This window comes from Sphingomonas sp. TF3 (genome assembly GCF_003985085.1).
GTDB lineage: Bacteria > Pseudomonadota > Alphaproteobacteria > Sphingomonadales > Sphingomonadaceae > Sphingomonas.
On the sequence record NZ_RWKS01000008.1, the window covers coordinates 113,786 to 139,107 of the forward strand.

Consider the following 25,322-nt stretch of genomic DNA (forward strand, 5'->3'; position numbering starts at 1 on the left):
CGCCCCGTCATCAGGACCATGTCGCGAGCGGCGGCAAGCTCATCAGGATCGCATCGATATTGCCGCCGGTCTTCAGCCCGAACAGCGTGCCGCGATCGTACACCAGGTTGAACTCGGCATAACGCCCGCGCCATTCGAGCATTTGCGCGGTATCGGCGGCGTTGAAGGGCGTGTTCATCCGGCGTCGCACGATTTGCGGATATACGTCCAGAAAGGCGCGCCCAATGTCCTGGATAAAGGCGAAGTTCGCGGCGAAATCCCCCTCCAGATGGTCGCAGAAAATGCCGCCGACCCCGCGATGCACCTTGCGGTGCGGGATGTAGAAATACTCCTCGGCCCATTTCGAATAGCGCGCATAATAATCGTCGCCATGCGCATCGCACGCCGCGCGCATCGAGGCGTGGAATTCGGCGGTGTCCTCGGCATAGGGAATCGGCGGGTTGAGATCGGCTCCGCCGCCAAACCAGCGCTTGGTCGTGACCAGGAAGCGCGTGTTCATGTGGACGGCGGGCACGTGCGGGTTCGCCATGTGGGCGACCAGGCTGATCCCCGTGGCAAAGAAGCTCGGGTCTTCGGCGGCACCGTGGATCGATTTGGCGAACTCGCCCTCGAATGCTCCGCCCACGGTCGAGACGTTGACGCCGACCTTTTCGAACACCTTGCCCTTCATCACCCCGCGCACGCCGCCACCGCCATCGCCGCCATTGGGGTCGGCGCGGTCCCACTGGGTGTAGTCGAAGCTCGCCTCCGATCCGGCTTCCCGTTCGATCGCGACGAATTCCGCACAGATCAGGTCGCGCAAATGCTCGAACCAGTGGCGGGCGGCGGTTTGTTCTTGGTCCAGGTCCATGGGGGATGTTGTGGCGAGGGATGGCGGCCAAGTCGAGATGCGAAAATCCTCCCCGCGACGGGGAGGATCAAGCAGGCCAGCCGTTGGTCTGCCGTAGTGCCTCGGCCAGCGCGATGCCTGTCGCCACCGCAATGTTGAGCGACCGCATCCCCTCGGCCAAGGGGATGCGGACGGCCATGTCAGCGCGCGCATGCACCGCATCCGGCACGCCGCTGCCTTCGGACCCCATCAGCAAAACGTCGTTCGGCTGAAAAACGGCGGTGTCGAGGCGCACCCCGCCGCGCGTCGTCAGCAGCACGATTCGCCCGGGCACCTGGCGTTCGAACGTCGCCCAGTCGAGGTGGCGGTGGACGTCCACGACCCCGGCATAATCCATGCCCGAGCGGGCGAGGGCCTTCTCGCTCCAGGTAAAGCCGGTTGGCTCGATGACGTCGACCGGCGTTCCCAGACAGGCACCAAGGCGCAGAATGGCACCGACATTTCCGGCGATTTCGGGCTGGTAGAGAGCAATACGCATAACCAGCGTCCCTACTCCGAAAATGCTGTTGGCAAAACACCGTCGCGCCGTCTAACAGAACGCTCAAGCTTCCCCAGCAGAGGGAGGGCGTTCAGGCGTGACCCACACGTCGTTCTTGTGAGGGTGGCGTTGTCGGATTTTTCGTCGTGCCGTGTTTCGACACGGTGCGCGAAGTACAAGGGCAAGTGAATGGCAAGCGGAAACACCCTGGAAGTTCCCCGGCAGGATGAACCCCATCATGACGGCGAACCACGCCGCCGCGACTTTCTGAACATCGCGGCCGTTGCGGCTGCGGGTGTCGGCGGGATCGCGATCGTGGTGCCGCTGATCAACCAGATGAACCCCTCGGCCGACGTGCTGGCGCAATCCACCACCGACGTCGATCTGTCGAAGATCGAAGCGGGGCAGGGCATCGTTACCTCCTTCCGCAAGCAGCCGCTGTTCGTCCGCAACCTGACCCCGGCCGAAATCGCCGAGGCCGACAAGGTCGACATCAAGACGCTGCGCGACCCCGAAACGCTCGCACAACGCACGCGCGGCCAGAAGAACTGGCTGATCACGCTGGGCGTTTGCACGCATCTCGGCTGTATTCCGCAGGGCATTACCAGCGGCGAGGATCGCGGCCAGTTCGGTGGCTATTTCTGCCCCTGCCACGGTTCGCAATACGACACGGCGGCGCGCATCCGCAAAGGACCGGCACCGAAGAACCTGTTCGTGCCGGAGTATAAATTCACGTCGCCAACGACGGTTACGGTGGGTTGAGGATAGAGATATGAGCTTCCCCTGGGCCAAGCAGTACGAGCCGAAATCGGGCTTCACCAAGTGGATCGATGAGCGGCTGCCGCTTCCCCGGTTCGTTTATGGCGCGGTCGGCGCGGGCTATCCCGTGCCGCGCAACCTCAATTATTTCTGGAACTTCGGCGTGCTCGCGGGCGCGGCACTCGCCATCCAGATCGTCACCGGCATCGTGCTGGCGATGCACTATGCCGCCAATGGCGGCGTGGCGTTCGACTCGGTCGAACATATCATGCGCGACGTGAATGGCGGCTGGTTCCTGCGTTATGCGCATGCCAACGGCGCCTCGATGTTCTTCGTCGTGGTCTATATCCACATCTTCCGCGGGCTGTTCTACGGATCGTACAAGGCCCCGCGCGAGATGATCTGGTTGCTCGGCGTGGTCATTTTCCTGCTGATGATGGCGACGGCGTTCATGGGTTATGTGCTCCCCTGGGGGCAGATGAGCTTCTGGGGTGCGCAGGTTATCACCGGCTTCTTCTCGGCGATCCCGGTGGTGGGCGACACCATCCGCATCTGGCTTCTGGGGGGATATGCCCCCGATGACGCTGCGCTCAACCGCTTCTTCTCGCTGCATTACCTGCTGCCGTTCGTGATCGCTGCGGTCATCATCCTGCACATCTGGGCGCTGCACATTCCGGGTTCGAACAACCCGACCGGCGTCGACGTGAAGGGCGAACAGGACACCGTTCCGTTCCACCCTTATTACACCGCCAAGGACGGCTTCGGGCTCGGCGTGTTCCTGTTCATCTTTGCCGCACTCCTGTTCTTCGCGCCCAACAGCCTTGGCCACCCGGACAATTATATCCCGGCCAACGCGCTGCAGACCCCGGCGCACATCGTGCCCGAATGGTATTTCTGGCCGTTCTACGCGATCCTGCGCGCCTTCACGGTCGATTTCATCGGCATTCCGGCAAAGCTGCTCGGCGTGCTGGCGATGTTCGGGTCGATCCTGCTGCTGTTCTTCCTGCCCTGGCTGGATTCGTCGCCGGTGCGCTCGGCCAATTATCGTCCGCTCTATCGCATCTTCTTCTGGGTGCTGGTGGCCGATGTGCTGGTGCTCGGCTGGTGTGGCGGTTCGCCTGCGACGCCGCTTTATGTCATCATCAGCCAGATCAGCGCGGCCTATTATTTCGCGCACTTCCTGATCATCATCCCGATCATCTCGCGGGCAGAACGCCCGACGCCGCTGCCAAACTCGATCACCGAGGCGGTGCTGGCGAAGAAGGGTGGCACGTCACCGGCGCATACCGCACTCAGCGGTAGCGCGGTCCCGGCCGAATAAGGGGCATTACGAGCAATGGTTCGCGCAATCGCAATTCTCATCGGTGCCGGCTTCGTTGCCGTACTGTCCTGGGCGCTGTTCTGGTCGATCCAGGGGGTCGTCACCGATCCCCCGGCTCCGACGGCGGTCGACGAATTCCATCTCCACCCCAAGGAGGTCGAGCTCGCATCGAACGGCTTCTTTGGCACCTATGACCAGCGCCAGCTCCAGCGCGGGCTGCAGGTGTATAAGGAAGTCTGCGCCAACTGCCATTCGCTGAAACATGTCGCTTTCCGCGACCTGACTCAGCTCGGCTATACGCCCGCGCAAGTGAAGAAGTTCGCGGCGGACTGGTCGGTCAAGGCCAAGCAGTTCGATCCGAAATCGGGCGACACCACCGAGCGCCCGAACCTGCCATCGGATTATTTCCCGACCGTTTATTATCCCGGCACCGGCAATCCGCCAGATTTGTCGCTGATCACCAAGGCGCGGCATGACGGCCCGGCCTATGTCTATTCATTGCTGACCGGCTATGGACCGCAACCGGCCGCTTTGTTGAAGAAATTCCCCGATGCCAAGCTGCCGGACGGGCTGTACTTCAACCCGTATTTCGCGAACCTCAACATCGCGATGCCGCCGCCGCTGTCGCAGGATGGGCAAGTCACCTATCTCGACGGCACCAAATCGACCGTCGATCAGAATGCCAAGGACGTCGCGGCATTCCTGACCTGGGCTGCCGAGCCAAACCTGCCGACGCGGCACGCTTACGGTCTGGCGGTGCTCGGCTTCCTGCTGTTCTTCTGCATCCTGGCGTACGGCGCGTATCAAAACATCTGGCGCGATATCAAGCACTGAGCCATGGACGTCGCCCCGGCCCTGGTGTCGGGGCGGCTCCGCGCGGTGCGGGGCGGCGGTTCCCACCCGGGCCGAGCGGCTCCGGGGCGACGAGGATGCTATGGCCGAGAATGACGATCTGAAGGCGCTGATCCGCACCATCCCGGATTTCCCAAAGCCCGGCATCCAGTTTCGCGACATCACCACTTTGCTGCTTGATGCTGCGGGTTTTGCCAGCGCGATCACGCGGATGGCAGCGGCCACGCGCGGCCCGGTCGATCTGGTCGCCGGGATCGAGGCACGCGGCTTCATTTTTGCAGCAGCTCTCGCCGCGCCGCTGAACGCCGGCGTGCTGTTGATCCGTAAGGACGGCAAGCTGCCCGGCGCAACCATCGCCGAGGATTATGCGCTCGAATATGGCACCGATCGCATTGCCCTGCATGAAGACGCGCTCGTGCCGGGGCAGCGTGTATTGCTGGTCGATGACCTGATCGCCACCGGCGGAACTGCGCGTGCAGCGGTACGGCTATTGCGCAAGGCGGGCGCGGTGGTCGAGCAGACCCAGTTTCTGGTCGATCTGCCCGATCTGGGCGGTGCGGATGCGCTGCGCGGCGATGGGATCATGGTCGATTCGCTGATCGCCTTCCCCGGCCACTGAGCGCGGGCGAAAGGAACCAAAGGCGGGCGATCGGGTTGATTGGGTAACGCCGCGCCAGCCAGAAGGGCGCGTCCTCGATCAAGGACTCGCTTCCATGTCCCTCATGAAACTCTCGCTCGCCGCTGCCGCCCTCGTTTCGCTGGGGGGCCTTTCGGCCTGTGCCGATGATTACGGCTATTCGGGGGTCTCGGTCGGCTACGGCGCGAGCGCATGGGACCCCTATTATGGTGGTTATCGCGCCGATCCCTATTGGGGTTGGTATGGCGATTATTATTATCCGGGCTCGGGCTATTATGTCTACGATCGCCAGAATGTCCGCCATCGCTGGAACCCCGAGCAACGCGGTTATTGGCAAAGCCGCAATCAGCGTTGGCATAACGACCATCGCGAGATCCGTCCGATGTGGCGCGACTACGGGGTTCCGGGTCGTCCTGGCGGCGGTGGACGCGGCGGCCGTGGGGGACACGGCGGGCATCGCTGAACCCCGGCGCGTGATTGCGTGAACGCTATACAGTCGGACGCGTACGGATCAGCCCGATCGAAGTGAAGGTCATCACCGGCACGTCATGCTGGTTGAACACCGTCATCTTGCTGCGGAAGCTGCCCATTTCGGGGCGGCTTTGCGAGGCACGCTTGTCGATAATTTCGGTCTCGCAACGCAGCGTGTCGCCGGGATAGACCGGTTTCAGCCAGCGCAATTCGTCGATGCCGGGCGACCCCAGCCCGGCCTGATCGTTGGCCTTCAGGTTTTCGACGACCATCGCCATCGTCATCGCGCAGGTGTGCCAGCCGCTCGCCGACAACCGCCCGAAATGGGTTTGGGCAGCGGCCTCGTCGGACAAGTGGAACGGTTGCGGATCATAGGCCTTGGCAAAGGCCGTAACTTCGTCGCGCGTGACGTCGTACCGGCCGAACGACGCCTTGCTGCCGACGACAATGTCTTCAAAATATTGCATGCCGACAGTGTCTAGCGCGCCGCCGGAGATGGCAAGCCCTTACTTGGTGGCAGCGGTCTGCAACGCGGCATGGAACGGCGCGTCATCTCCGTCCAGGCCCGTGTCGGCCGGCAGCCCGAGCAAATCGCGCATGAGGGGCGCGATGTCGACATTGTCGAAGGCGGGCAAAGAGCCGAGCGGCCTGATCGCCGGTCCGCTCGCCACGAACAACGCCGCCATTTCAGGTGCTGCATTGTCATAGCCGTGCGTTCCGCCGTCGGGAGCGTCCTTGGTTGCCGCAGTCTTGTTGAGCAGCCAGCCGGTTTCCGCCAGGCAAAAATAGGGCGGGATGCGCGGGTTCGTGCCATAATGCAGCCGCGCCGGGATCTCGCTTTTGCGCCAGCAGTCATAATGCGCGTGGTGGCCGAGCAGCGCCTTTTCCAGTGCGACCTCATGGCCGGGCACGGGGTAGAAACTGGCGAACGGACCGGCCTCGAACTGGCGATAATCGGCGGGGTTGGCGACGGTGTCCATCGCGATGGTGCGTCTTGCACTGGTCCCGGCCATGCCATGGTCCGCGACGACGACGATGTTGGCAGGTTGGCCGAGGGTTTTCAGTCCGGAGACCAGCGCGCCGATCTGCGCATCGACCTTTGCGACCGCCGCAGTCGTTTCGGCGGCATCCGGACCATAAGTGTGCCCCGCACTGTCTACAGTATCGAAATAGAGCGTCAGGAAGCGCGGACGCGTTGCTGCGGGACGTCGAAGCCAGTCGAGCACGCCCGCGACGCGCTGCTCGCCAGGCACCGCCATGTCGAACGGCCACCAATCCTCAGGCCGGACGCCGCCGGTCGGGTCGCCATGGCCACCTTTCGTCGTGCCGCCCCAGGCGACGTTCGAACCCGGCCAGAACAGCGTCGCGCTGCGCACTCCGCTGCGCTCGGCTGTGACCCACAAGGGCTCGGCTTCGTTCCACCAGAACGGGTCCTTGGAATTTTCCATCGTGAAGGTCACGCCCGGCCGCGCGACATCCTCCATCGAATTCGACACGATGCCGTTGCGATCGGGCCGCAGCCCGGTGACGAGCGTCCAGTGATTGGGGAAAGTCTTGGACGGGAAGGACGGGCGCATCGCCGCGCTGATGCCGCTTGCCGCCAGCGCATCGAGATTGGGCGTCACCCCGCGCGCACGGTAATCGGGGCGGAAACCGTCGATCGAGATGAGAATGGTGACCGGCGCGCGCGTTTCCGTCTGCGCGACGGTCGCTGGCTTGGGGCCTGAAATGGGGGCCGTGACGCATGCCTGCAGGGCGGCGCACAAGGCGGCGGCGAAGATCCGGGTTGTCCAGCGCATGTGCATCCCCTGCGATAGAATTGCGTCGGCGCTATGACAGCACATAGCGCCTGGGCATAGGGTGGCCCTGCACCCCGCCCACGAGGCCCCGGACATGCTTTGTCACAATGCGGACAGCGGGTGGCAAGGTGGGTTCCCTAAATATTTCCTCATCCGCCTGACGCTTTGAGGAATTTGCCATGTCTTTGCTGAAATATGCCGCGCTTGCGATGACGCTTGCCGCTGCTCCCGCCGCCGCGCAGTCGCTTTCCGATACGCATGAAATGCGTTGGGCACCCGTGGGCAAAATCCCGGCGGTAACCTACCACCCGATCAAGCGCGGGTGCGAGCAGCGCACCGCCCCGATCCATCTCTCGGGCAAGACGCAACTGGCTCCGGCACCAGCGGCCGAAGGCTGCGTCCAGGTGATCGCCAGCGCCGACCGCCGCGACCAGCGCAAGGCGATCGACTGACCCACTTGCCTGCAGCAAGGGCGAAGTGGCGGCACCGGGGAGCAGGGCTCTCCGGTGCCGCTTTCGCATTCAATGCCCGAGCGAGACCTTGGCGAACAGGCTGAAGCTCAGCGGGAAGCGGCCATAAGCCGCGTCCAGAATGGCAGGCTTGTCATAGATGCCGACCGCGCCGCCGAGCGCGAGATCGAACGGCCCCACAAAGCGCAGGCGATAAGCATAGCCGCTCTCGAGCTTGCTCACCCTGACCTTGCGATCGTGCAGCGGATCGAGCGGGTTCGGGAACAGCTCGTCATTCGCCACATTTTCCGCGCGGGCGAACAGCGTGTGGTGGCGGTCAATGTCCCAATTGGCCTCGGCCAGCCATGCCGTCAGCACGCGCCCGGGCAATTTATGCTTGTTGGAGAAAGCGAGCAGGGCGGACACGCCGTGTGCGGCATATTGCACGCTCGCCGTGGTGCGCGCTTCGTTGCGAAAGGCTTCCAACTGTTCGGGGCTTTTCAGCCAGCCATGGCTGACTTGCACCGCCCAGGCGGGAGAGGGTGTCCAGGTCGCGCGCACGCTCCACGAATCGAGACCCGGCTGCTCGATATTCCAGCGATATTGGTCGGGCTCACGCCCCCGAAAGCCTGACGCCTCGATCTGCCAGCGCGCCGTGCCATAGCCCGCCGTCACCACGCCGTAGCTGATATGCGTGCTGTCGAACCAATGGTGCGTGATCGGGCTGAGCGGCTGATATTGCGCGGAGGTGCGGTGCATGAAGGCCGATGGCCCGAGCGCCGGCTCGGCCACAGGGCCGCCATAGAGGAACAGGCTGCCGCGCGCGGTATCGACATCGAGCCGCGCCGCCAGTTCCATGAACAGATCGTGCGGGTGCTGGCGATCGGTCAATTGCGTGGTGCCGTTGGCGGTTTCGCCGGTGGCGAAGAGGTTGGGATAGCCCTTCGCCCCCATTGCGGGCTCCAGACTCATCATCGACCGCAATTGCAACCGCACGCCGCCGAAATCGCGTGTGCCGGTGAGCATCGCCATCGAACCGACGAACGTCTCCTGATCGCCGCGCGGGCCACCCTGGTTGGTGTACACGCCGAACGCATAACCGTGCAGCATCACCATCCAGTCGCCCGTCGCGAGATGCAGACCCTTCATCGCGCCGTCATTGCCGGGATTGCGCGCGGTGTCCGAGCCATCGGCATAGCTGTGGTCGGCTGGGCCCATTGCCATGCCGGGCATGTCGGGCATGGAATGACCGTGATCCCCTTGGGGCTGCGGGGCGGGGGGCATGGCCATCGGGGGTGCTGGAACGCTGTCGTCCGTCTTCCCCGGCGCAGGCCGGGGCCCAGTCTCGGAGGTGGTCATAGGAGAGGACAGCGCTTCCTTATCGGCCGCCCGCTCCTGGGCCCCGGCCTGCGCCGGGGAAGGTAGTGGGGGAGAAGGGGGCGTGGATTGTGCGGTAGGCGTGCGCACCGCCGGGTGCGCGTGTTTCACCACCGGCTTGGGTTTCGCCTTGGGCTTTGGCTTGGCGGGCATCGGCATATCCATCTTCATGCCGGGCATCATTTGCGCAAAAGCAGGTGCGGGCAGCAGCGCGGACAGCGCGCAGCCCGCGATCAACATCGATCGGGTCATCGGAAAATCCTCAACGGGGAAAGCATGATGGCGGGCGCAGGGGCCCGCCGGGTCACGCGTTCCGACGCGGAGGAGGAAGTGCGGGGGGTGAGCCGCTTTCTGGAGCGAAAGCGGTCGCCACGATGCGGCGCGGAACCGCCGCCATCACGCCGGGCGCATCAACGCCGCGCGAGGCGAGGCTGGCGGGGGGAATGCAGCCGATGCAGATATGCGGAGCGGTTGCGGGATCGCTCTGGCGCGGCATGTGGTGTGCGCCGTGCACCACCGGCGCGGCCACGCTTGCCTCATGGCACGACTGCCCATGCGCCACCGCCGGTACGGCAAAGGCTGCCAGCAGCAGCGCGAGGAGCAGGCGGACGAACATCGCGGTGACCCTAGGCCGCACGCCCGCCGCCCACAAGATCAGACGTTGAAGCGGAAATTCAGCACGTCGCCGTCATGGACGACATACTCTTTGCCCTCCTGGCGCAGCTTGCCGGCGTCGCGCGCACCGGTTTCGCCGCCGAGCGTGACATAATCGTCATAGGCGATCGTCTCGGCGCGGATGAAGCCGCGCTCGAAATCGGTGTGGATCTCGCCCGCTGCCTGCGGGGCCTTGGCACCGGCATGGACGGTCCAGGCTCGCGCTTCCTTGGGGCCGACGGTGAAGAAGGTCAGCAGCTTGAGCAACCGGTACCCCGCGACGATCACGCGCGACAGGCCGGTTTCGGTCAGCCCGAGTTCGGCGAGGAATTCGCCGCGTTCATCGGCCTCCATTGTGGCGATCTCGGCCTCGATCGCGGCGGAGACGACGACGGCTTCTGCCCCCTCGGCCTTGGCCTTCTCGAACACGCGCGCCGATTGCGCATTGCCGTTGGCGGCGCTCGCTTCCTCGACATTGCAGACATAGAGCACCGGCTTGGCGGTCAGCAATTGCGCTTGTTTGAAGGCGCGGGCTTCGTCTTCGTCCTTGGGCACGGTCAGCCGCGCGGGCTTGCCTTCGCGCAGCAGGTCGAGCGCTTGGCCCAGCACCGAGGCGGCGACCTTGGCCTCCTTGTCGCCCTGCGTCGCCTTTTTCAGCAAATTGGGGACGCGCTTTTCAAGGCTCTCCAGGTCGGACAGCATCAATTCGGTCTCGACCGTCTCGGCATCGGCGATCGGATCGACCTTGCCCTCGACATGGGTGACGTCGTCATCCTCGAAGCAGCGCAGCACATGCACGATCGCATCGACTTCGCGGATGTTGCCGAGGAACTGGTTGCCGAGGCCCTCGCCCTTGGAGGCGCCGCGCACCAGCCCGGCAATGTCGACAAAGCCCAATTGCGTTTCGATGATCTTCTGCGATCCCGCGACCGCGGCGAGCTTGTCGAGCCGGGGGTCGGGCACCGCGACGTTGCCGACGTTCGGCTCGATCGTGCAGAACGGATAGTTCGCCGCCTGCGCCGCCGCGGTCTGCGTCAGCGCATTGAACAGGGTGGACTTGCCGACATTGGGCAGCCCGACGATTCCACAGCGAAAACCCATGATGATCCTTGAAGCACGATATGTGTGATGCGCCGCCGATACGGCGTCCGGCGCCGGAATGCCAGAGCGACGCCCTTACCAGCGATAGTTGAAGCTGACGCTCACCCGCTCGCTCTTGGCGGTGCCTGGCGCGACTTCGTGGCGCAGCCAGCTTTCCCACAGGAACACGCTGCCCGCCTGCGGCTCGACATAGACGAAGGGTTTCAGCATTTCGGGCGCATCGTCGCGCCGCGTTGGGGCCGCCATCATCATCGGCAGACGCGGGTCTTCCAGTTTGAGCGCACCCGCGCCCTCCGGCACGACGATATAGACCGTGCCCGAAATCACGCTGTGCGGGTGGACATGCCCCGAATGCATCCCGCCTGGTTTCAGGACGTTCACCCACAAGCTGTCGAGTTTCAATTTGCGGTCGTTCAGGTCGAACGCGCAGTCTTCGGCGAACTTGGCGACATGCTTGTTGAGCAGCTTGACCAGATCGGCAAAGGCCGGGTCGCGCATCGGCAAATCGTTGAGCGAGGCGTAGGAGGTGTAGCCGCGATAGCCATGCGCCTTGGACCAGGCGCGCCCGGCACGGTCATCCTCAGCCAGCGCCTGGCACGAGCGATCGAGATCGGCGACCAGCGCGGCGTTCTTCAACTTGCCTTCGTAGAATGGCGTCGCGAACAGCGTGCGCACGGTCATTTGGAATCTCCCAGTCGCAGCGCGACATCGCTCATGAAACGGCCATCATCGCCCTTGGCCAGCCACGGGGCCTCCGCGCCGATCGCGCCGAGCAGATCGGCGAGCGGCTCCATCTCGGCCTTGGCGTAATTGCCGAGCACATAGGGGCTGACCTTGTCCTTATGGCCGGGGTGGCCGATGCCGATGCGCACGCGGCGGAATTCGTTGCCGATATGCGCCTCGGTCGAGCGCAAACCATTGTGCCCGGCGGTGCCGCCGCCGGTCTTCACTTTCACGCGAAACGGATCGAGGTCGAGCTCGTCATGGAAGACGGTGACGTCGCCGGTATCGAGCTTGTAGAAGCGCATCGCTTCGCCGACGCTGCGGCCGCTATCGTTCATGAAGGTCGCGGGTTTGAGCAGCAGGATTTTCTCGGAGCCGATCCGGCCCTCCTGCGTCCAGCCCTGAAACGCCTTTTTGACGGGGCCGAAGCTGTGCAGTTCGGCGATGATATCCACCGCCATGAAGCCGACATTGTGGCGGTTGAGCGCATATTGCGCGCCGGGATTGCCCAGGCCGACCCAGATTTGCATTCAAGACTCCCTCTCCCCTCCGGGGAGAGGGTAGGGGAGAGGAGCCGTCATCCGCGCTTGCGCGCGGTTCAGCCCCTCTCCCAACCCTCTCCCCGCCAGCGGGGAGAGGGCTTTGTCCTCCATTACTCGGCGGTGTCGCTCTCGGCGGCCTGCGCCTCAGCAACAGCTGCGTCCGCTTCTTCGTCGGCAACCGTCGGCACCGTCGGCGGCACGATCGTCGCGATGGTGAAGTCGCGGTCGGTGATCGCCGGGGTCACGCCCTTGGGCAGCTTCACGTTCGAGATGTGGATCGAATCGCCGATCTCGCGGCCAGCCAGCGAGATGGTGATGTCGTCGGGGATCTCGGCTGCGTCGCACACCAGTTCCAGCTCGTGCTGGATGATGTTGAGCACGCCCTTGCCGGTCTTGATGCCGGGGGCTTCTTCCTCATCGGTGAACACGACGGGGACGCTGACGTGCACGGTAGTGTGCGCGCCGATGCGCAGGAAGTCGGCATGGACCGGACGCTCGGTGACGGCGTCGAAGGATACGTCCTTCGGCAGGGTACGAACCTGCTGGCCATCGACTTCGATCATCACAACCGAATTCATGAAGTGACCCGTCATCAGGAGACGCATCAGCGCCTTTTCCTCGACGTGGATCGACTGGGGATCTTGCTTGTTGCCGTAGATCACGGCGGGGACGCGGCCTTCGCGACGAAGCAAACGGGAGGCTCCCTTGCCAACCTGTTCGCGCGTCTCGGCTGCGAGCTCCAATTGGTCGCTCATTGCATTACTCCGATATGCGTGTGTGTGGTTTTCGGCCAGGCCTCCAGGGATGACCCTGACCGAAGCGCGGCGCTATAGGGGAGGGCGGGGTAAAGCGCAATATGCTGGATATCATCTCCCTCTCCCACCGGGAGAGGGAAGGGGCCCGCGCCGAAGGCGTGGGAAGGGTGAGGGTGAGGATGAGGCGCGCGTTCGCCAAGTCACCCTCATCCGGCGCTACGCGCCACCTTCTCCCAACGGGAGAAGGATTTACTCCACCCGCTCGACCTTCAGCCCGCGGTTGCGCAGCAATTCCACGACCGATCCCGGCCCGACCAGATGCCCGGCGCCGACCGCCACGAACACGCGGCCCGGCCGCGCCATCCGTCGCACGATCAAGGTCGCCCAGCGCGCATTGCGGTCGGCGAGCAGCGCCTTGCCGATCGCCGGATCGCGCCGCAACGGGGCGATGGTCGCGGCGAGCGCGGCTTCATCGCCCGCCGCCCACGCCTTGAACAAGTGCGCATAGCCGCGCGCGGCATCCTGCGCATCGATCGCGGCCTGCACCAGCAGCACGCGCTGCGCCGCGCCGGGCAGACGATCGAACAGCCGCAATTGCCCGTCGCGCGTCTCCAGCGCGCCGATCGCCTTGCCAGCGAAACGCCGCGTGAGCACGGGCTCGACACCCTCGGCTGCGCTTGCTTGCTCGGCATGCCCTGCGCCCGCGGTGATCGTGAGGGCTGCCGCCCAGGTCTTGAGTCCGTCGAGATCCGCCGCCGATTGGCCCGCGACCGCCATGCCGCGCGCGAGCGTCGCACGGTCGGCCACGGGAACGCGCGCAGCGATCGGCGGCAAGCCCGGCTGCTCGGCCAGCGCAACGAAGTGCGCGCGCGCCGCCGCCGGGTCGGCAGGCGGCACTTCCAGGATCAGCGTGTCCGCCGCATCGATCGCGCGCGCGACGGCGGGCGTCTGCCAGTCGACGCCGGGCGGCAGCGCGTGGATCGTCCCGAACAGCCAGATCGTGGTGTCGGCATCGCCCACGCGCCACAGCGCCGGATGCGCCTTGGTCTCGGGCGCTCGCGCGCAGGTGCAAAGCCCCAGCGCCAGCCCGAGACCAAGCCATCGCCGCTTCAATAGCGGACTCGCTCGGCCACCAGATGATGCTTGGCGAGATAGGCCTGCACGCTGTCCTTGCCCGCCAAATGCCCCGCGCCGACCGCGATGAACACGGTGCCCGGCGTCTTCAGCCGGTTGTCGATCCAGTCGGCCCAGCGCGCGTTGCGATCCGCCAGCAGCACTTTGTAGAGATTGGGCTGGCTGCTCAAATCCTCGTTCATCAGCGCGCTCAAGCCCTCGGCATCGCCCGCCTTCCAGCGATCGAGCATGGCGTTGATCGTCGCATCGAACTTGTCGATTTCCTTTGCGCTCGAGATGAGGAAGGCGATCTGGTCGGCTTGCGGCAGAGTGTGGAAAAAGCCGAGCTGCTGCTCCAGCGTCTCCAGCCCCGAGACCGGTTTGCCCGATGCCGTAGCTGCAGCATTCAGCGCGACTTCCACCCCCTCGGCGGCGTTGAACCCGGATTTCTGCAATTCGATCTGCGCCAGCGTAACCGCGGCAAACCACGGCTCGAACCGGTCGAACGCGGTTTCGGGGAAGCCGAGCTTGGCCATCGCCGCAGCATAGACCTTGCGGTCCTCGGCGCTCAGTTTCTGCGTCAGCGGCTTGCCGGTCGCGTCCATCGCCAGCGGCTCGATCACCGCCTTGGCCTGTTCGGGGCTGGGCAGTGGAATTTCGAGCACCAATTGCCCGCTCGCATCGAACGCCTTGCGCACCGCCGAATCGAACCAGCTAAGCTGCGGCTTCAGTGCGTGGATCGTGCCGAACAGATAGATCGTCGTGTCCTTGTCCTTCACCACCCACAGCGCCGGGTCGGCGGGGATGGTGGTGGCGGCGGGTGCCGGGGCGGGCACCTGCGCGATCGCGGGTGTCGCCAGCAGCAGCGCCAGCATGGCGGATACGGTCTTGATCGTCTTCATGCACATTCCCAAACAGTGTCGCTGAGCGTCAGGCACTCCCCATATCGTGATCGCAGCGTCGAGAGAATGGTTGCTTGGGCGGCGGCGTTGGGACCTGCTCGCAGCGCGCGGTTGAATTTCCCGCCGCGCTGCGCCAAAGCCCGCGGCGTGACCCAACCGCTCAGCTTCCAACGCATGATCCTTACGCTCCATGAGTATTGGAGCCAGCACGGCTGCCTGATTCTGCAGCCTTATGACATGGAGATGGGGGCGGGGACCTTTCACCCGGCGACGACGCTGCGCGCGCTCGGCCCCGAGACGTGGAACGCCGCCTTCGTCCAGCCGTGCCGCCGCCCGACCGATGGCCGCTATGGCGAGAACCCCAACCGGCTGCAGCATTATTACCAATATCAGGTGATCCTGAAGCCGAGCCCGCCCGATTTGCAGGCGCTCTATCTCGGCAGTCTCGCCGCGATCGGCATCGATCCGCTGGTCCACGATATCCGCTTCGTCGAGGATGATTGGGAGAGCCCGACGCTCGGTGCCTGGGGGCTGGGTTGGGAAGTGTGGTGCGACGGCATGGAAGTGACGCAGTTCACCTATTTTCAGCAAATGGGCGGCTATGACATGAAGCCCGTCGCGGGCGAGCTGACCTACGGGCTCGAACGCCTAGCCATGTATATCCAGAACAAGGACAGCGTGTACGATCTGGCGTTTAACGACGCCGGCGTCAGCTATGGCGACGTATTCCACGAGAATGAGGTCGAGATGTCGACCTGGAATTTCGAAGTGGCCGATACCGACAGCCTGTTCGACCAGTTCAAGAAGCATGTCGCCGAATGCGAGAATTGCCTCGGCAAGCAATTGCCGATCCCGGCCTATGAGCAGGCGATCAAGGCCAGCCACATCTTCAATCTGTTGCAGGCGCGCGGTGTCATCTCGGTGGCGGAGCGCCAGGCCTATATGGGCCGCGTCCGCGATCTGGCGAAGGGCGCATGCGGCGCGTGGATCGCGCACAACACCGCCAAATGGGAAGCGCGCTTCCCGGGATGGGCAGCATGAGCAGCGTAGTGCATTTCTCCCTCCTCCCGTGGGAGAGGGAAGGGGCCCGGTCGGCGCAGCCGAGTGGGAAGGGTGAGGGCGAGAGCGCTCACCGTATCACCCTCACCCTCCCACCGCTGCGCGGCGGGCCCCTCCCTCTCCCGATGGGAGAGGGACGATGACCGACTTTTTGCTTGAGCTGCGCTCCGAGGAAATTCCTGCGCGGATGCAGGATCGTGCGCGCGAGGATCTCGCCAAGCTGTTCACCGCCGAGATCGCCAAGAGCGGCCTCACTGCCAGCGAGATCGTCACCTACGCTACGCCCCGCCGCCTGACGCTGATCGCGCGCGGCTTGCCGCTCGAGACGGCGGCGGTGTCGGAAGAGACCAAGGGCCCCAAGGCCTCCGCCCCGCCGCAAGCGCTCGAAGGTTTCCTGCGCAAGACCGGCCTCACGCGCGAACAACTGGTCGAGCGCGACGGCGTGCTGTTCGCGATTGTCGACAAGCCCGGCCGTGCGACCAGCGCGGTGCTGGCCGAGGCGATCCCGGCGATCATCCGCGCCTTCCCATGGCCCAAGGCGATGCGCTGGGGTGCCAGTTCGACCACGATGGAATCGCTGCGCTGGGTGCGCCCGCTGCAAGGCATCGTCGCCTTGTTCGGGGAGGATGTAGTGCCGGTCGAGATCGCTGGCGTGCAGGCAGGTGCCGCCACGGTCGGCCATCGCTTCCACCATCCTGGCGTCATCACGATTGGTTCGGCCGACGATTACGTCGAGAAACTGCGCGCCTGCCATGTCATCGTCGACCAGGCCGAACGCCGCCAGATCATCGCGCTCGGCGCGACGATGGCCGCGCGCAAGGCGGGGCTGGAACTGGTGCAGGACGAAGGGCTGCTGACCGAGAATGCCGGCCTCACCGAATGGCCGGTGCCGTTGCTCGGGCGCTTCGAGGAGTCCTTCCTCGCCGTGCCGCCCGAAGTGATCCAGCTCACCGCGCGCGTGAACCAGAAGTATTTCGTGTGCCGCGATGCGTCGGGCGCACTGGCGAACGCCTTCGTCTGCACCGCCAATATCGATGCGGCGGATGGCGGCGCGAAGATCGTCGAGGGCAACCGCAAGGTGCTGGCCGCGCGCCTGTCCGACGCGAAATTCTTTTGGGAAGAAGATCAGTTCGTATTTGCTGATTCCGAGCGCAAGGTTGTCGAACGTCGCAAGAAGCTCGACGAACTGCTACCCAAGCTCGAGCAGATTGTGTTCCACGAAAAATTGGGCACGGTCGCGGATAAGGTCAAGCGTGTAGTAAAGTTGGCGCTGTGGCTTGTTGACGCGGATGTCGTGAAGCCGATCGAGGATTCGCCGCAGGCTAAGGTAGAATTGTACAATCTCGTTCAGATCGCGGCGACATTTGCAAAAGCCGATCTCGTCACCGGCATGGTCGGCGAGTTTCCCGAATTGCAGGGTCTGATGGGCGGCTATTACGCCGCCGCGCAAGGCGAAGACCCCCGCGTCGCCGCCGCGATCCGCGATCATTACAAGCCGGTCGGGCAGGGCGATGACGTGCCGACCGACCCGGTGACGGTGGCGGTGTCGCTGGCGGATAAGCTGGATACGATTGCTCAGTTCTTTTCTATTGATGCAGGCCCTACCGGATCAAGAGACCCTTTTGCTCTTCGGCGTGCTGCGCTTGGTATCATTGCTATTGTGAAGTTAAATGGCTTACGTTTAAGCCTATTTTTTGCAATTTTCGAAGTACTCGCAAAATCCGATATCGGTATCGCGGCGTTGGTAAAGCAACAAGAAAAGCGCGCTGACCTGCTCACCACTATTTTTGATCAATTTGGTATCGATGCTGCAGTGGCCGCTATTAAGGCTTTGTTGTCTTCGCTCGAGCATAACGGTTTTGAGAAACAGATCAGCCAAGCGGTTCGGATCGATATAGAGCGGGCAATGCCTGTTGCCGCCACAGTCCGCGATTTTATGATCGATCGGCTAGAAGTTGCAGAACGGGATGTCGGCGTTCGTGCTGACATTATTCGCGCGGCGAGAATCATAGACGGTACAGGTGCTAAGGAGGATGATCTCGTCCGCTTGCTCGCGCGCGTCCATGCGCTCCAGGCGTTTATCGGGACCGAGGATGGGGTGAACCTCCTCGCCGGGTACAAGCGTGCGGCGAATATTTTGAAGAAAGAGGGCGTTTCTCCCTCTCCCCTCCGGGGAGAGGGTCGGGGAGAGGGGGACGCTGCAACAGGCGGTTCGCTCGGTAACCTGGCACAGCCCCTCTCCCCGGCCCTCTCCCCTGAAGGGGAGAGGGAGAAGGTTGCGCTGTCCTACACGCCCGAACCGGCAGAGGCTGCGCTCGCGTTGGCGCTCGATTCGGCGGAGCCTGCCGCTGCCGCCGCCGTGGCGCGCGAGGATTTCGAAGCCGCGATGGCGGCGCTTGCCACGCTGCGTGCGCCGATCGATGCGTTTTTCGAAGGCGTGATCGTCAACGATTCCGATCCCGAAAAGCGCGCCGCCCGGCTCGCTTTGCTTGATCGGGTCCGTGCTGCGGTGCACAATGTCGCAGACTTCTCCAAGATCGAGGGCTGAACGGACGCGCACTTTGCCCTAATTTTAGCCTCACCTTCCAAACGCCTCCCCAGCGAATACAGGTACTTAGAGGGAAGACCCATGACGCAATACGTGTATCGGTTCGGCGGCGGTGTTTCGGACGGGGGCAAGGGGGACCGCAACCTGCTCGGCGGCAAGGGCGCGAACCTTGCCGAGATGGCGGCGATCGGCTTGCCGGTGCCGCCCGGCTTCACCATCTCGACCGAATTCTGCGCGGTCTATTATGACGAAGGCGGCCAGTTCCCGCAAAGCCTGCGCGACGAAGTCGCGACCGGCATCGCCCATATCGAAGGCGTGACCGGCAAGCGCTTCGGCAACCCGGCGGACCCGCTGCTCGTCTCGGTCCGCTCCGGTGCGCGCGCGTCGATGCCCGGCATGATGGACACGGTGCTCAACCTCGGCCTCAACGATCAGACGGTCGAGGGCCTCGCCGCCACCAGCGGCGACGCGCGCTTCGCGTGGGACAGCTATCGCCGCTTCATCCAGATGTATTCGGACGTGGTGCTCGAACTCGACCATGATGCGTTCGAGGAGGCCCTCGAAATCGCCAAGGAAGATCGCGGCTATTTCCTCGACACCGATCTCACCGCCGATGACCTGCGCGGCCTCGTCGCCGAATATAAGGGCCTGGTCGAGCAATTGTGGGGCAAGCCCTTCCCGCAGGACGTGCATGACCAATTATGGGGCGCGGTCGGCGCGGTGTTCGGATCGTGGCAGTCGGAACGCGCCAAGGTTTATCGCCGTCTCAACGACATTCCGGCAAGCTGGGGCACCGCCGTCAACGTACAGGCGATGGTGTTCGGCAATATGGGCGACACCTCGGCCACCGGCGTGGCGTTCACGCGCGATCCGGCGATCGGCACCAAGGCTTATTATGGCGAATTCCTGATCAACGCGCAGGGCGAGGACGTCGTCGCCGGCATCCGCACCCCGCAATATCTCACCACCGCCGCACGCGAGGCGGCAGGGGCCAAGCCGCTGTCGATGGAAGAGGCGATGCCGGTGGTGTTCGCCGAACTCGCCAAGGTGTTCGACCTGCTCGAAACGCATTATCGCGACATGCAGGACATCGAATTCACCGTGCAGCAGGGCAAGCTCTGGATGCTGCAGACCCGCAACGGCAAGCGCACCGCCAAGGCCGCGCTGAAGATCGCGGTCGACATGGCCGAGGAAGGCTTGATCACCCGCGAGGAAGCGGTCGCGCGTGTCGATCCGGCGGCGCTCGACCAGTTGCTGCATCCAACGCTCGACCCCAAGGCGGTGCGCGACGTGTTGACCAAGGGCCTGCCGGCCTCGCCCGGTGCGGCCTCGGGCTTCGCCGTGTTCGACAGCGACACCGCCGAGAAGCGCGCTGCGGCCGGCGAGGCGGTGATCCTGATCCGCACCGAAACCAGCCCCGAAGACATTCACGGCATGCATGCCGCCAAGGGCATCCTCACCGCGCGCGGCGGCATGACCAGCCACGCCGCCGTGGTGGCGCGCGGCATGGGGCGTCCGTGCGTTTCCGGTGCCGGCGGCATTGCGATCGATGCCAAGGCAGGCGTGATGCGCGTTGGTCTCGGGGCCGATGCGCGCACCGTCAACGCCGGCGACATCATCACCATCGACGGCACCACCGGCGAAGTGATGGCGGGCGAAGTGCCGACCGTGCAGCCCGAGCTTTCGGGCGATTTCGCGACGCTGATGGTGTGGGCCGATGGCGTGCGCCGCCTGCGCGTGCGCGCCAATGCCGAGACCCCGCTCGACGCCAAGGTCGCGCGCGACTTCGGTGCCGAGGGCATCGGCCTGTGCCGCACCGAACATATGTTCTTCGATGCCGAGCGCATCACCAATGTCCGCCAGATGATCCTGGCCGAGGATGAAGCGGGCCGCCGCGCCGCGCTCGACAAATTGCTGCCCGAACAGCGCAGCGACTTCGTGCAATTGTTCGAGGTGATGGCAGGCCTGCCGGTGACGATCCGCCTGCTCGATCCGCCGCTACACGAATTCCTGCCGCATGAGGAAAGCGAATTCGCCGATGTCGCGGCGGCGGCGGGTGTCGCGGTCGACGAGCTCAAGCGGCGCGCGGCCGACCTGCACGAATTCAACCCGATGCTGGGGCATCGCGGCTGCCGTTTGGGCGTCACCTATCCCGAAATCTACGAGATGCAGGCGCGCGCCATCTTCGAGGCGGCGGTGCTGGTTGCGCAGAAATCGGGCGCGGCACCGATCCCCGAAGTGATGATCCCGCTGGTTGGCACGCGCCGCGAGCTGGAATTGATGAAGACGGTGGTCGACAAGGCGGCGCAAGCGGTGTTCGCCGATACCGGCACGACGATCACCTATCATGTCGGCACGATGATCGAACTGCCGCGCGCCTGCCTGATGGCGGGCGAGATTGCCGAAGTGGGCGAATTCTTCTCCTTCGGCACCAACGACCTGACGCAGACCACGTTGGGCGTCAGCCGCGACGACGCCGCGCGCTTCCTGACGACCTATGTCGAGCGCGGCATCTATGCGCGCGATCCGTTCGTCAGCCTCGATGTCGAGGGCGTTGGGCAGTTGATCGGCATGGCGGCGGAGCGCGGTCGCGCGACGCGGCCTGATATCAAGCTCGGCATTTGCGGCGAACATGGCGGCGATCCCGCCTCGATCGCGTTCTGCGAGACGGTGGGGCTCGATTATGTCAGCGCCTCGCCCTATCGTGTGCCGATCGCACGACTGGCAGCGGCGCAGGCCGCGCTTGCAGCTAAGCCAGCGGCATGAGGTGAGGGGCATCGCAGGAGGCTTTGGGCATGAGGGGTTGGGCGCGCTATCTCGTCGGCACGGTAGCCGGGGTCGCGCTCGGGCTCGGCGGTGCGGTCTATGCCCTGCGCAGCGCGGCGCTCGGCAACAATGTGGTGATCGGGCCATGGGCGACCGGGCAGACCTTCGGCTCGGTCGCCGCCGACCCCTATACCCGCGCGGTGGTCGCGTTGAAGGGCCTGCTCGCTTTGCCCGCGCAGGAGGCGCGCTATTACACCGCAGCGCGCGACAGCGCGGGCGCGCCGCTGGAGGGGCGGTGCCGCTACCGCATCACCGGCGCGGCGCTGCCGGCGGCGTGGTGGAGCCTGACGGCGTATGACCCGGACGGCTATCTCGTCCCCAATGCCGCCGGACGGTATTCGGTTGCGGGGGCGGCGTTCCCCGATGGCGGCAAAGCAGGCTGGACGATCCTGCTCGCCCCGACCGCGCCGCCGCCGACAGAAACCGCGAAATGGTTGCCAAGCGGCGGGATCGCGCGCGTCGAACTGACCCTGCGCACCTATTTGCCGAGCGACGGGGGCCGGGGGAATCCAGGGGCAGACATCCTGCCCAAGATCACGCGGGAGGCGTGCTGATGGCGCGCTGGACCGGACCGCTTGTCACTGGCGCACTCGTCGCGGCGCTCACCGGCTATGGCGTGATCGCCTATACGCCCGATCTCTTGATGGCGGCGGCGGTCAATCGCGTGGCGGCGGGGGGCTTTAACCGCTTCACCCATGCTCCGCTTGCCACGGCGGCGAGTCGGCAAATTGTGCGTCCCAGCCCGGATCTCGCATATTCGGCCTGTCCTTTCGATCTTTCGAAGGGGGCGTTGCTGATTCATGCGGTGCCGGTGGCGGCCCCGTATTGGTCGCTGTCGATCTTTGATTCCCGTACCAATGCGGTGTTCGTGCGCAATGGCGGTCAGGCGCAGGGCAAACCGTTTGCAATCGCCGTCACCCACGCAGGCCGCTCGGTGCCGTCCGGCTATCGGCGCATCGAGGTTGCCGGGGATCGCGGGATTGCGCTGGTCCGGATCCTCGTGGCCGACCGTACCGCCTTCCCACGCCTTGATGCCGCGCGCCGCGCAACGGTGTGCGAACTGCGTTAAAGCGGCGCGGGCGCGGTTGCGGCGAAATGCGCCGCGTGATCGGCATTCTGGCCCGCACGCAGCAACGCCGCCTGCGGCCGCCATTGTTCGCGCGCGACATAGCCGACGGGCAACGAAAGCCGTTGCTCCAGGGCCATTTCGTCCTGGGCGGACAGCTTTTCCAAATCCTCGAAGCGAACAATCCCAACATCGGACAAGCGCGCTTGCAGCGCTTCATCAATACCGCGAATTCTCGTCAAGGCATCGTGGGGTGTGCCGACGAAATTGTCTTTGGACCCGGTGTCCGGGGTTGCCGCGGCGATCTCGGTCGGATCGCCAGTGGGTAGCGATATCGGCGGCTCGGCACCAGAATCGGGTGCGGCTGGCACTTCCGGCTGGTGCGCGGGTGACGGCTCGGTTGCGATCGCGCCTGGGGCTTCCGCAACGGCTGCGGGGGGCGGTGTCACCGGCGGCGTGTCTGTGGGGTCGATCGTCGCGGTTGGCTCCGTCGGCGGCGCAGGCGCGATCGCGTCAATCGGAAGGGAGGCCGCTACCACCGACTCCGGCAACGGGAGCGAAGCCACCGGGAGCGGTACCGTTGCGGCAGGAGCAATCGGGGGCGGTGCGGCCGCAGCGGCAGCGCTGCGGAGCCCAACGATCGTCCGTTCCGCTTCGGTATAATCTGCCCGGAGCGCCTCGAGATCGGCGGTGAGGTCAGCGGCGCGGCTATGTGATGCCCGCAACTGGTCCTGCGCCTGCTCATGATAGGCGGTGAAGCTTTCCGATTGCTCCCGCACCCGGCGCTTCCACTTTTTGGGGCTCGGTGCGCTTACGTAACCGAGCAACCACCCGCCGAGGAGCACCGCTGCAAGCACGATGAACTGTTCCGGTGTCGTGAACAGCATGACCTTTGCATCCCCCGCCCAAGATTCGTTTCCGCAACGATCCTGCCGTTAACCACGGCTGGGGGCAAGCGTCGTGACCGCCGGGTCTTAGTGCTTGAACGCGTCCGAAATCGAGCAGGCGGCAGGGCCCAGAATCACCACGAACAACGTCGGCAGAATGAACAGGATCAGCGGGATCGTCATGATCGCGGGCAGGCGTGCGGCCTTTTCTTCCGCCCGCATCATGCGTTCGTTACGGAACTCGGCCGAAAGCACACGCAGGGCGGATGCCAGCGGAGTCCCGTATTTCTCGGTCTGGACCATGGTGGTGACCACCCCCTTCACGGCATCGAGTTTCACGCGTTGCGCGAGGTTTTCGAAGGCCTGCCGTCGTTCGGAAAGGAAGCCGAGTTCGATCGCCGTCAGCGTGAATTCGTCGCCAAGCTCGGGATAGGCTTTCCCCAATTCGCGCGCGACGCGGTTGAAGGCGGCGTCGACGGTCAGTCCCGCTTCGGCACAGATCACCAGCAGATCGAGCGCGTCGGGCAAGCCCTTCTGGATCGCCAGCGACCGCTTGCTGATCTTGTTGTTCAGATAGAGGTCGGGCGCTTTGTACGACAGGATGAAGTTGGCGGCGACCAGGCCATAGGCTTTGATCGGCGTCCAATTCGCGAACATCTCGGTGCCGTAGACCACGTACAGGCCAAACACGCCCCAGGTCAGCGGCAGGACGAGGCGGCCGAAAATCACCGCCACCGCATATTCCTTGGAGCGGATGCCGGCTTGCATCAGCTTGATCTGCGCGGCCTTGACCTGGCTGTCCTGCAGCACTTTGAGCGAGGAGAGCAGCGCCTTGATGCGGTCGGTCGTCTCATTCTTGGTGACGAGCTTGGCGCGGCGCTTGGTCGAGGCGGTAATGCCCGCCTTCAACTGTTCGCGACGGTCGTTGAGCGCCTTGACGCGCTTGGTCATCGGGTCGCGCGACGTAGTGACCGCATAGATCGCCAGCAGCACCATGAAGGCAGCGACGCCGGCCAACAGCGTGGCAACGGTATAAACGTCGACGCCAAGGATGACGGGACCGGCGGGGGCGGTGGGGTTCATCGCATCAGATCTCGAAATTGACCATGCGGCTCATGATGAACGCGCCGATTCCCATCCAGATCAACCCGCCACCACCTGCCACCATCAGGCGTTGGTCGACGAAGAAGTTCTGCATGTAGCTGGCGTTGATCATCCAGATCAGGCCGAATACGATGAAGGGCAGCGACCCGACGATATAAGCGGACGCCTTCGATTCGGACGACATCGCCTTGATCTTCAGCTTCATCTGGCCGCGCATACGCAGCACGGTCGCCAGGTTGGACAGCGTCTCGGCCAGATTGCCGCCGGTTTCGCGCTGGATCGCGATGGTGATGCAGAAGAACTGGAATTCGGGCGTTCCCAGTCGGTCGGCGGTATCCTGAAGCGCTGCGTCCATCGTCCGCCCGATCTTCATCTTGTCGGTGATGTTCTTGAACTCGACGCCGACGGGCCCATCGACCTCCTGCGCGACGACGGCGATGGTCTCGGTGATGGGCAGGCCCGAGCGCAAGCCACGCACCAGCAGCTCGATGGCGTCGGGAAACTTGGCGGTGAATTTCGCGATCCGTCGCTTGATGAAATAGCCGACTACCATGTGCGGCAGGCCTGCGCCGACAACCAGCCCGAGCAGCAACGCGAGCAGGATCGGCAAGCCAAGAATGATCAGTGCCAACGCGACGGCGAGGATGATGCCCAAGGTGGCGATGCCATATTGCCCGACCGTCCAGGTCTTCCCCGTCATCGCCAAACGCTGTTTCAGCAGCGCCGGGCGTGGGATGAAGCGCATTGCCGCTGCATCCATCCGGTTGTTCCGCGCCGTCGCGATGCGGCGCATTTGCGCGTCGACCAGCACGTTGGCGGCATCGCTATGGCGCGCGCGCAGGGCGGCCATGCGTCGTGTGCGGGCACGCTCCGCATTGGGGCCCGCAAAGGCGAAAGCCATCAGCGCGAGCACGACCAGCGCACCTGCACCCAGCGAAAGGACCGGCATCAGTTCCATGAGGCCTATCAAGCGCTCCGCTTCGTTACCACGGCGTTTACGCCGCAGATTT

The 25,322-nt window shown here is 64.5% G+C and carries 26 protein-coding genes; 11 read left to right on the forward strand and 15 right to left on the reverse strand.

The annotated features are described in order from the left end of the window. Positions 1 to 10: 10 nt before the first annotated feature. Positions 11 to 850, reverse strand: a complete 840-nt coding sequence (gene hemF, locus EJC47_RS09175; RefSeq protein ID WP_126847042.1) for an oxygen-dependent coproporphyrinogen oxidase — start codon at positions 848 to 850, stop codon at positions 11 to 13. 67 nt (positions 851 to 917) lie between these two features. After that, a complete protein-coding gene (locus EJC47_RS09180) occupies positions 918 to 1,367 on the reverse strand; it encodes a tRNA (cytidine(34)-2'-O)-methyltransferase (protein WP_126847044.1) in 450 nt (149 codons plus the stop codon). Between the two features lie 189 nt (positions 1,368 to 1,556). Here EJC47_RS09180 and petA point away from each other — a divergent pair, with 189 nt between their 5' ends. From petA to EJC47_RS09205, 5 genes are all read left to right on the forward strand, one after another. Beyond that, entirely contained in the window at positions 1,557 to 2,129 is a 573-nt protein-coding gene (petA, locus tag EJC47_RS09185) for a ubiquinol-cytochrome c reductase iron-sulfur subunit (protein WP_126847046.1), read from the forward strand. A 10-nt stretch (positions 2,130 to 2,139) separates the two neighbouring features. Beyond that, the gene (locus tag EJC47_RS09190; RefSeq protein WP_126847049.1) at positions 2,140 to 3,447 is read left to right on the forward strand and encodes a cytochrome b; all 1,308 of its coding nucleotides are present in this window, start codon (positions 2,140 to 2,142) and stop codon (positions 3,445 to 3,447) included. A 15-nt stretch (positions 3,448 to 3,462) separates the two neighbouring features. Further along, entirely contained in the window at positions 3,463 to 4,281 is an 819-nt protein-coding gene (locus EJC47_RS09195) for a cytochrome c1 (RefSeq protein WP_126847051.1), read from the forward strand. A gap of 100 nt (positions 4,282 to 4,381) precedes the next feature. Continuing rightward, the gene (locus EJC47_RS09200; protein WP_126847053.1) at positions 4,382 to 4,918 is read left to right on the forward strand and encodes an adenine phosphoribosyltransferase; all 537 of its coding nucleotides are present in this window, start codon (positions 4,382 to 4,384) and stop codon (positions 4,916 to 4,918) included. Positions 4,919 to 5,012: 94 nt separating this feature from the next. Beyond that, positions 5,013 to 5,399, forward strand: coding sequence for a hypothetical protein (locus EJC47_RS09205; RefSeq protein ID WP_126847055.1), 387 nt, complete (start codon positions 5,013 to 5,015; stop codon positions 5,397 to 5,399). Positions 5,400 to 5,424: 25 nt separating this feature from the next. Here the strand turns inward: EJC47_RS09205 and EJC47_RS09210 are convergent, their stop codons facing one another. Both EJC47_RS09210 and EJC47_RS09215 read right to left on the reverse strand, forming a co-directional pair. Continuing rightward, the gene (locus tag EJC47_RS09210; protein WP_126847057.1) at positions 5,425 to 5,874 is read right to left on the reverse strand and encodes a MaoC family dehydratase; all 450 of its coding nucleotides are present in this window, start codon (positions 5,872 to 5,874) and stop codon (positions 5,425 to 5,427) included. Positions 5,875 to 5,913: 39 nt separating this feature from the next. Then, on the reverse strand, positions 5,914 to 7,206 hold the full coding sequence (locus EJC47_RS09215; protein ID WP_126847059.1) for an alkaline phosphatase family protein: 1,293 nt from the start codon (positions 7,204 to 7,206) through the stop codon (positions 5,914 to 5,916). Positions 7,207 to 7,385: 179 nt separating this feature from the next. Here EJC47_RS09215 and EJC47_RS09220 point away from each other — a divergent pair, with 179 nt between their 5' ends. After that, a complete protein-coding gene (locus tag EJC47_RS09220) occupies positions 7,386 to 7,658 on the forward strand; it encodes a hypothetical protein (protein ID WP_126847061.1) in 273 nt (90 codons plus the stop codon). 69 nt (positions 7,659 to 7,727) lie between these two features. Here the strand turns inward: EJC47_RS09220 and EJC47_RS09225 are convergent, their stop codons facing one another. The 8 genes from EJC47_RS09225 to EJC47_RS09260 form a co-directional block, all read right to left on the reverse strand. Next, complete coding sequence (locus EJC47_RS09225; RefSeq protein WP_126847063.1) at positions 7,728 to 9,284, reverse strand: hypothetical protein; 1,557 nt, start codon at positions 9,282 to 9,284, stop codon at positions 7,728 to 7,730. Positions 9,285 to 9,336: 52 nt separating this feature from the next. Continuing rightward, positions 9,337 to 9,669, reverse strand: a complete 333-nt coding sequence (locus tag EJC47_RS09230) for a hypothetical protein (protein WP_260591528.1) — start codon at positions 9,667 to 9,669, stop codon at positions 9,337 to 9,339. A 17-nt stretch (positions 9,670 to 9,686) separates the two neighbouring features. Then, the gene (ychF, locus tag EJC47_RS09235) at positions 9,687 to 10,787 is read right to left on the reverse strand and encodes a redox-regulated ATPase YchF (protein ID WP_126847065.1); all 1,101 of its coding nucleotides are present in this window, start codon (positions 10,785 to 10,787) and stop codon (positions 9,687 to 9,689) included. 75 nt (positions 10,788 to 10,862) lie between these two features. Continuing rightward, complete coding sequence (locus EJC47_RS09240; RefSeq protein ID WP_010403813.1) at positions 10,863 to 11,468, reverse strand: TIGR02466 family protein; 606 nt, start codon at positions 11,466 to 11,468, stop codon at positions 10,863 to 10,865. Then, positions 11,465 to 12,040, reverse strand: a complete 576-nt coding sequence (gene pth / locus EJC47_RS09245; RefSeq protein WP_126847067.1) for an aminoacyl-tRNA hydrolase — start codon at positions 12,038 to 12,040, stop codon at positions 11,465 to 11,467. Before pth ends, EJC47_RS09240 begins: the two co-directional genes overlap by 4 nt. 122 nt (positions 12,041 to 12,162) lie before the next feature. Further along, positions 12,163 to 12,807: a 50S ribosomal protein L25/general stress protein Ctc gene (locus EJC47_RS09250; RefSeq protein WP_126847069.1), complete on the reverse strand. Its 645-nt coding sequence runs from the start codon at positions 12,805 to 12,807 to the stop codon at positions 12,163 to 12,165. Between the two features lie 249 nt (positions 12,808 to 13,056). Beyond that, a complete protein-coding gene (locus EJC47_RS09255) occupies positions 13,057 to 13,920 on the reverse strand; it encodes a TraB/GumN family protein (protein ID WP_126847071.1) in 864 nt (287 codons plus the stop codon). Then, positions 13,917 to 14,822 (reverse strand): TraB/GumN family protein, encoded by a 906-nt coding sequence (locus tag EJC47_RS09260; RefSeq protein WP_126847073.1) that lies wholly within the window; start codon positions 14,820 to 14,822, stop codon positions 13,917 to 13,919. Before EJC47_RS09260 ends, EJC47_RS09255 begins: the two co-directional genes overlap by 4 nt. A 174-nt stretch (positions 14,823 to 14,996) precedes the next feature. Between EJC47_RS09260 and EJC47_RS09265 the strand changes: the two genes are divergently transcribed. From EJC47_RS09265 to EJC47_RS09285, 5 genes are all read left to right on the forward strand, one after another. Beyond that, entirely contained in the window at positions 14,997 to 15,863 is an 867-nt protein-coding gene (locus EJC47_RS09265; RefSeq protein WP_040601902.1) for a glycine--tRNA ligase subunit alpha, read from the forward strand. A gap of 157 nt (positions 15,864 to 16,020) precedes the next feature. After that, positions 16,021 to 18,429, forward strand: coding sequence for a glycine--tRNA ligase subunit beta (gene glyS, locus EJC47_RS09270; protein WP_126847075.1), 2,409 nt, complete (start codon positions 16,021 to 16,023; stop codon positions 18,427 to 18,429). Positions 18,430 to 18,510: 81 nt separating this feature from the next. Then, positions 18,511 to 21,195, forward strand: coding sequence for a pyruvate, phosphate dikinase (gene ppdK, locus EJC47_RS09275; RefSeq protein ID WP_126847077.1), 2,685 nt, complete (start codon positions 18,511 to 18,513; stop codon positions 21,193 to 21,195). Between the two features lie 29 nt (positions 21,196 to 21,224). After that, on the forward strand, positions 21,225 to 21,809 hold the full coding sequence (locus tag EJC47_RS09280) for a DUF1214 domain-containing protein (protein ID WP_126847079.1): 585 nt from the start codon (positions 21,225 to 21,227) through the stop codon (positions 21,807 to 21,809). Next, on the forward strand, positions 21,809 to 22,324 hold the full coding sequence (locus EJC47_RS09285; RefSeq protein ID WP_185867618.1) for a DUF1254 domain-containing protein: 516 nt from the start codon (positions 21,809 to 21,811) through the stop codon (positions 22,322 to 22,324). Before EJC47_RS09280 ends, EJC47_RS09285 begins: the two co-directional genes overlap by 1 nt. Here the strand turns inward: EJC47_RS09285 and EJC47_RS21010 are convergent. From EJC47_RS21010 to EJC47_RS09300, 3 genes are all read right to left on the reverse strand, one after another. Beyond that, positions 22,321 to 23,208, reverse strand: a complete 888-nt coding sequence (locus tag EJC47_RS21010) for a hypothetical protein (protein WP_185867619.1) — start codon at positions 23,206 to 23,208, stop codon at positions 22,321 to 22,323. The genes EJC47_RS09285 and EJC47_RS21010 overlap by 4 nt on opposite strands. An 87-nt stretch (positions 23,209 to 23,295) precedes the next feature. Then, positions 23,296 to 24,291, reverse strand: a complete 996-nt coding sequence (locus tag EJC47_RS09295) for a type II secretion system F family protein (RefSeq protein ID WP_126847083.1) — start codon at positions 24,289 to 24,291, stop codon at positions 23,296 to 23,298. Positions 24,292 to 24,295: 4 nt separating this feature from the next. Continuing rightward, complete coding sequence (locus EJC47_RS09300; RefSeq protein ID WP_033964967.1) at positions 24,296 to 25,270, reverse strand: type II secretion system F family protein; 975 nt, start codon at positions 25,268 to 25,270, stop codon at positions 24,296 to 24,298. Positions 25,271 to 25,322: the final 52 nt, after the last annotated feature.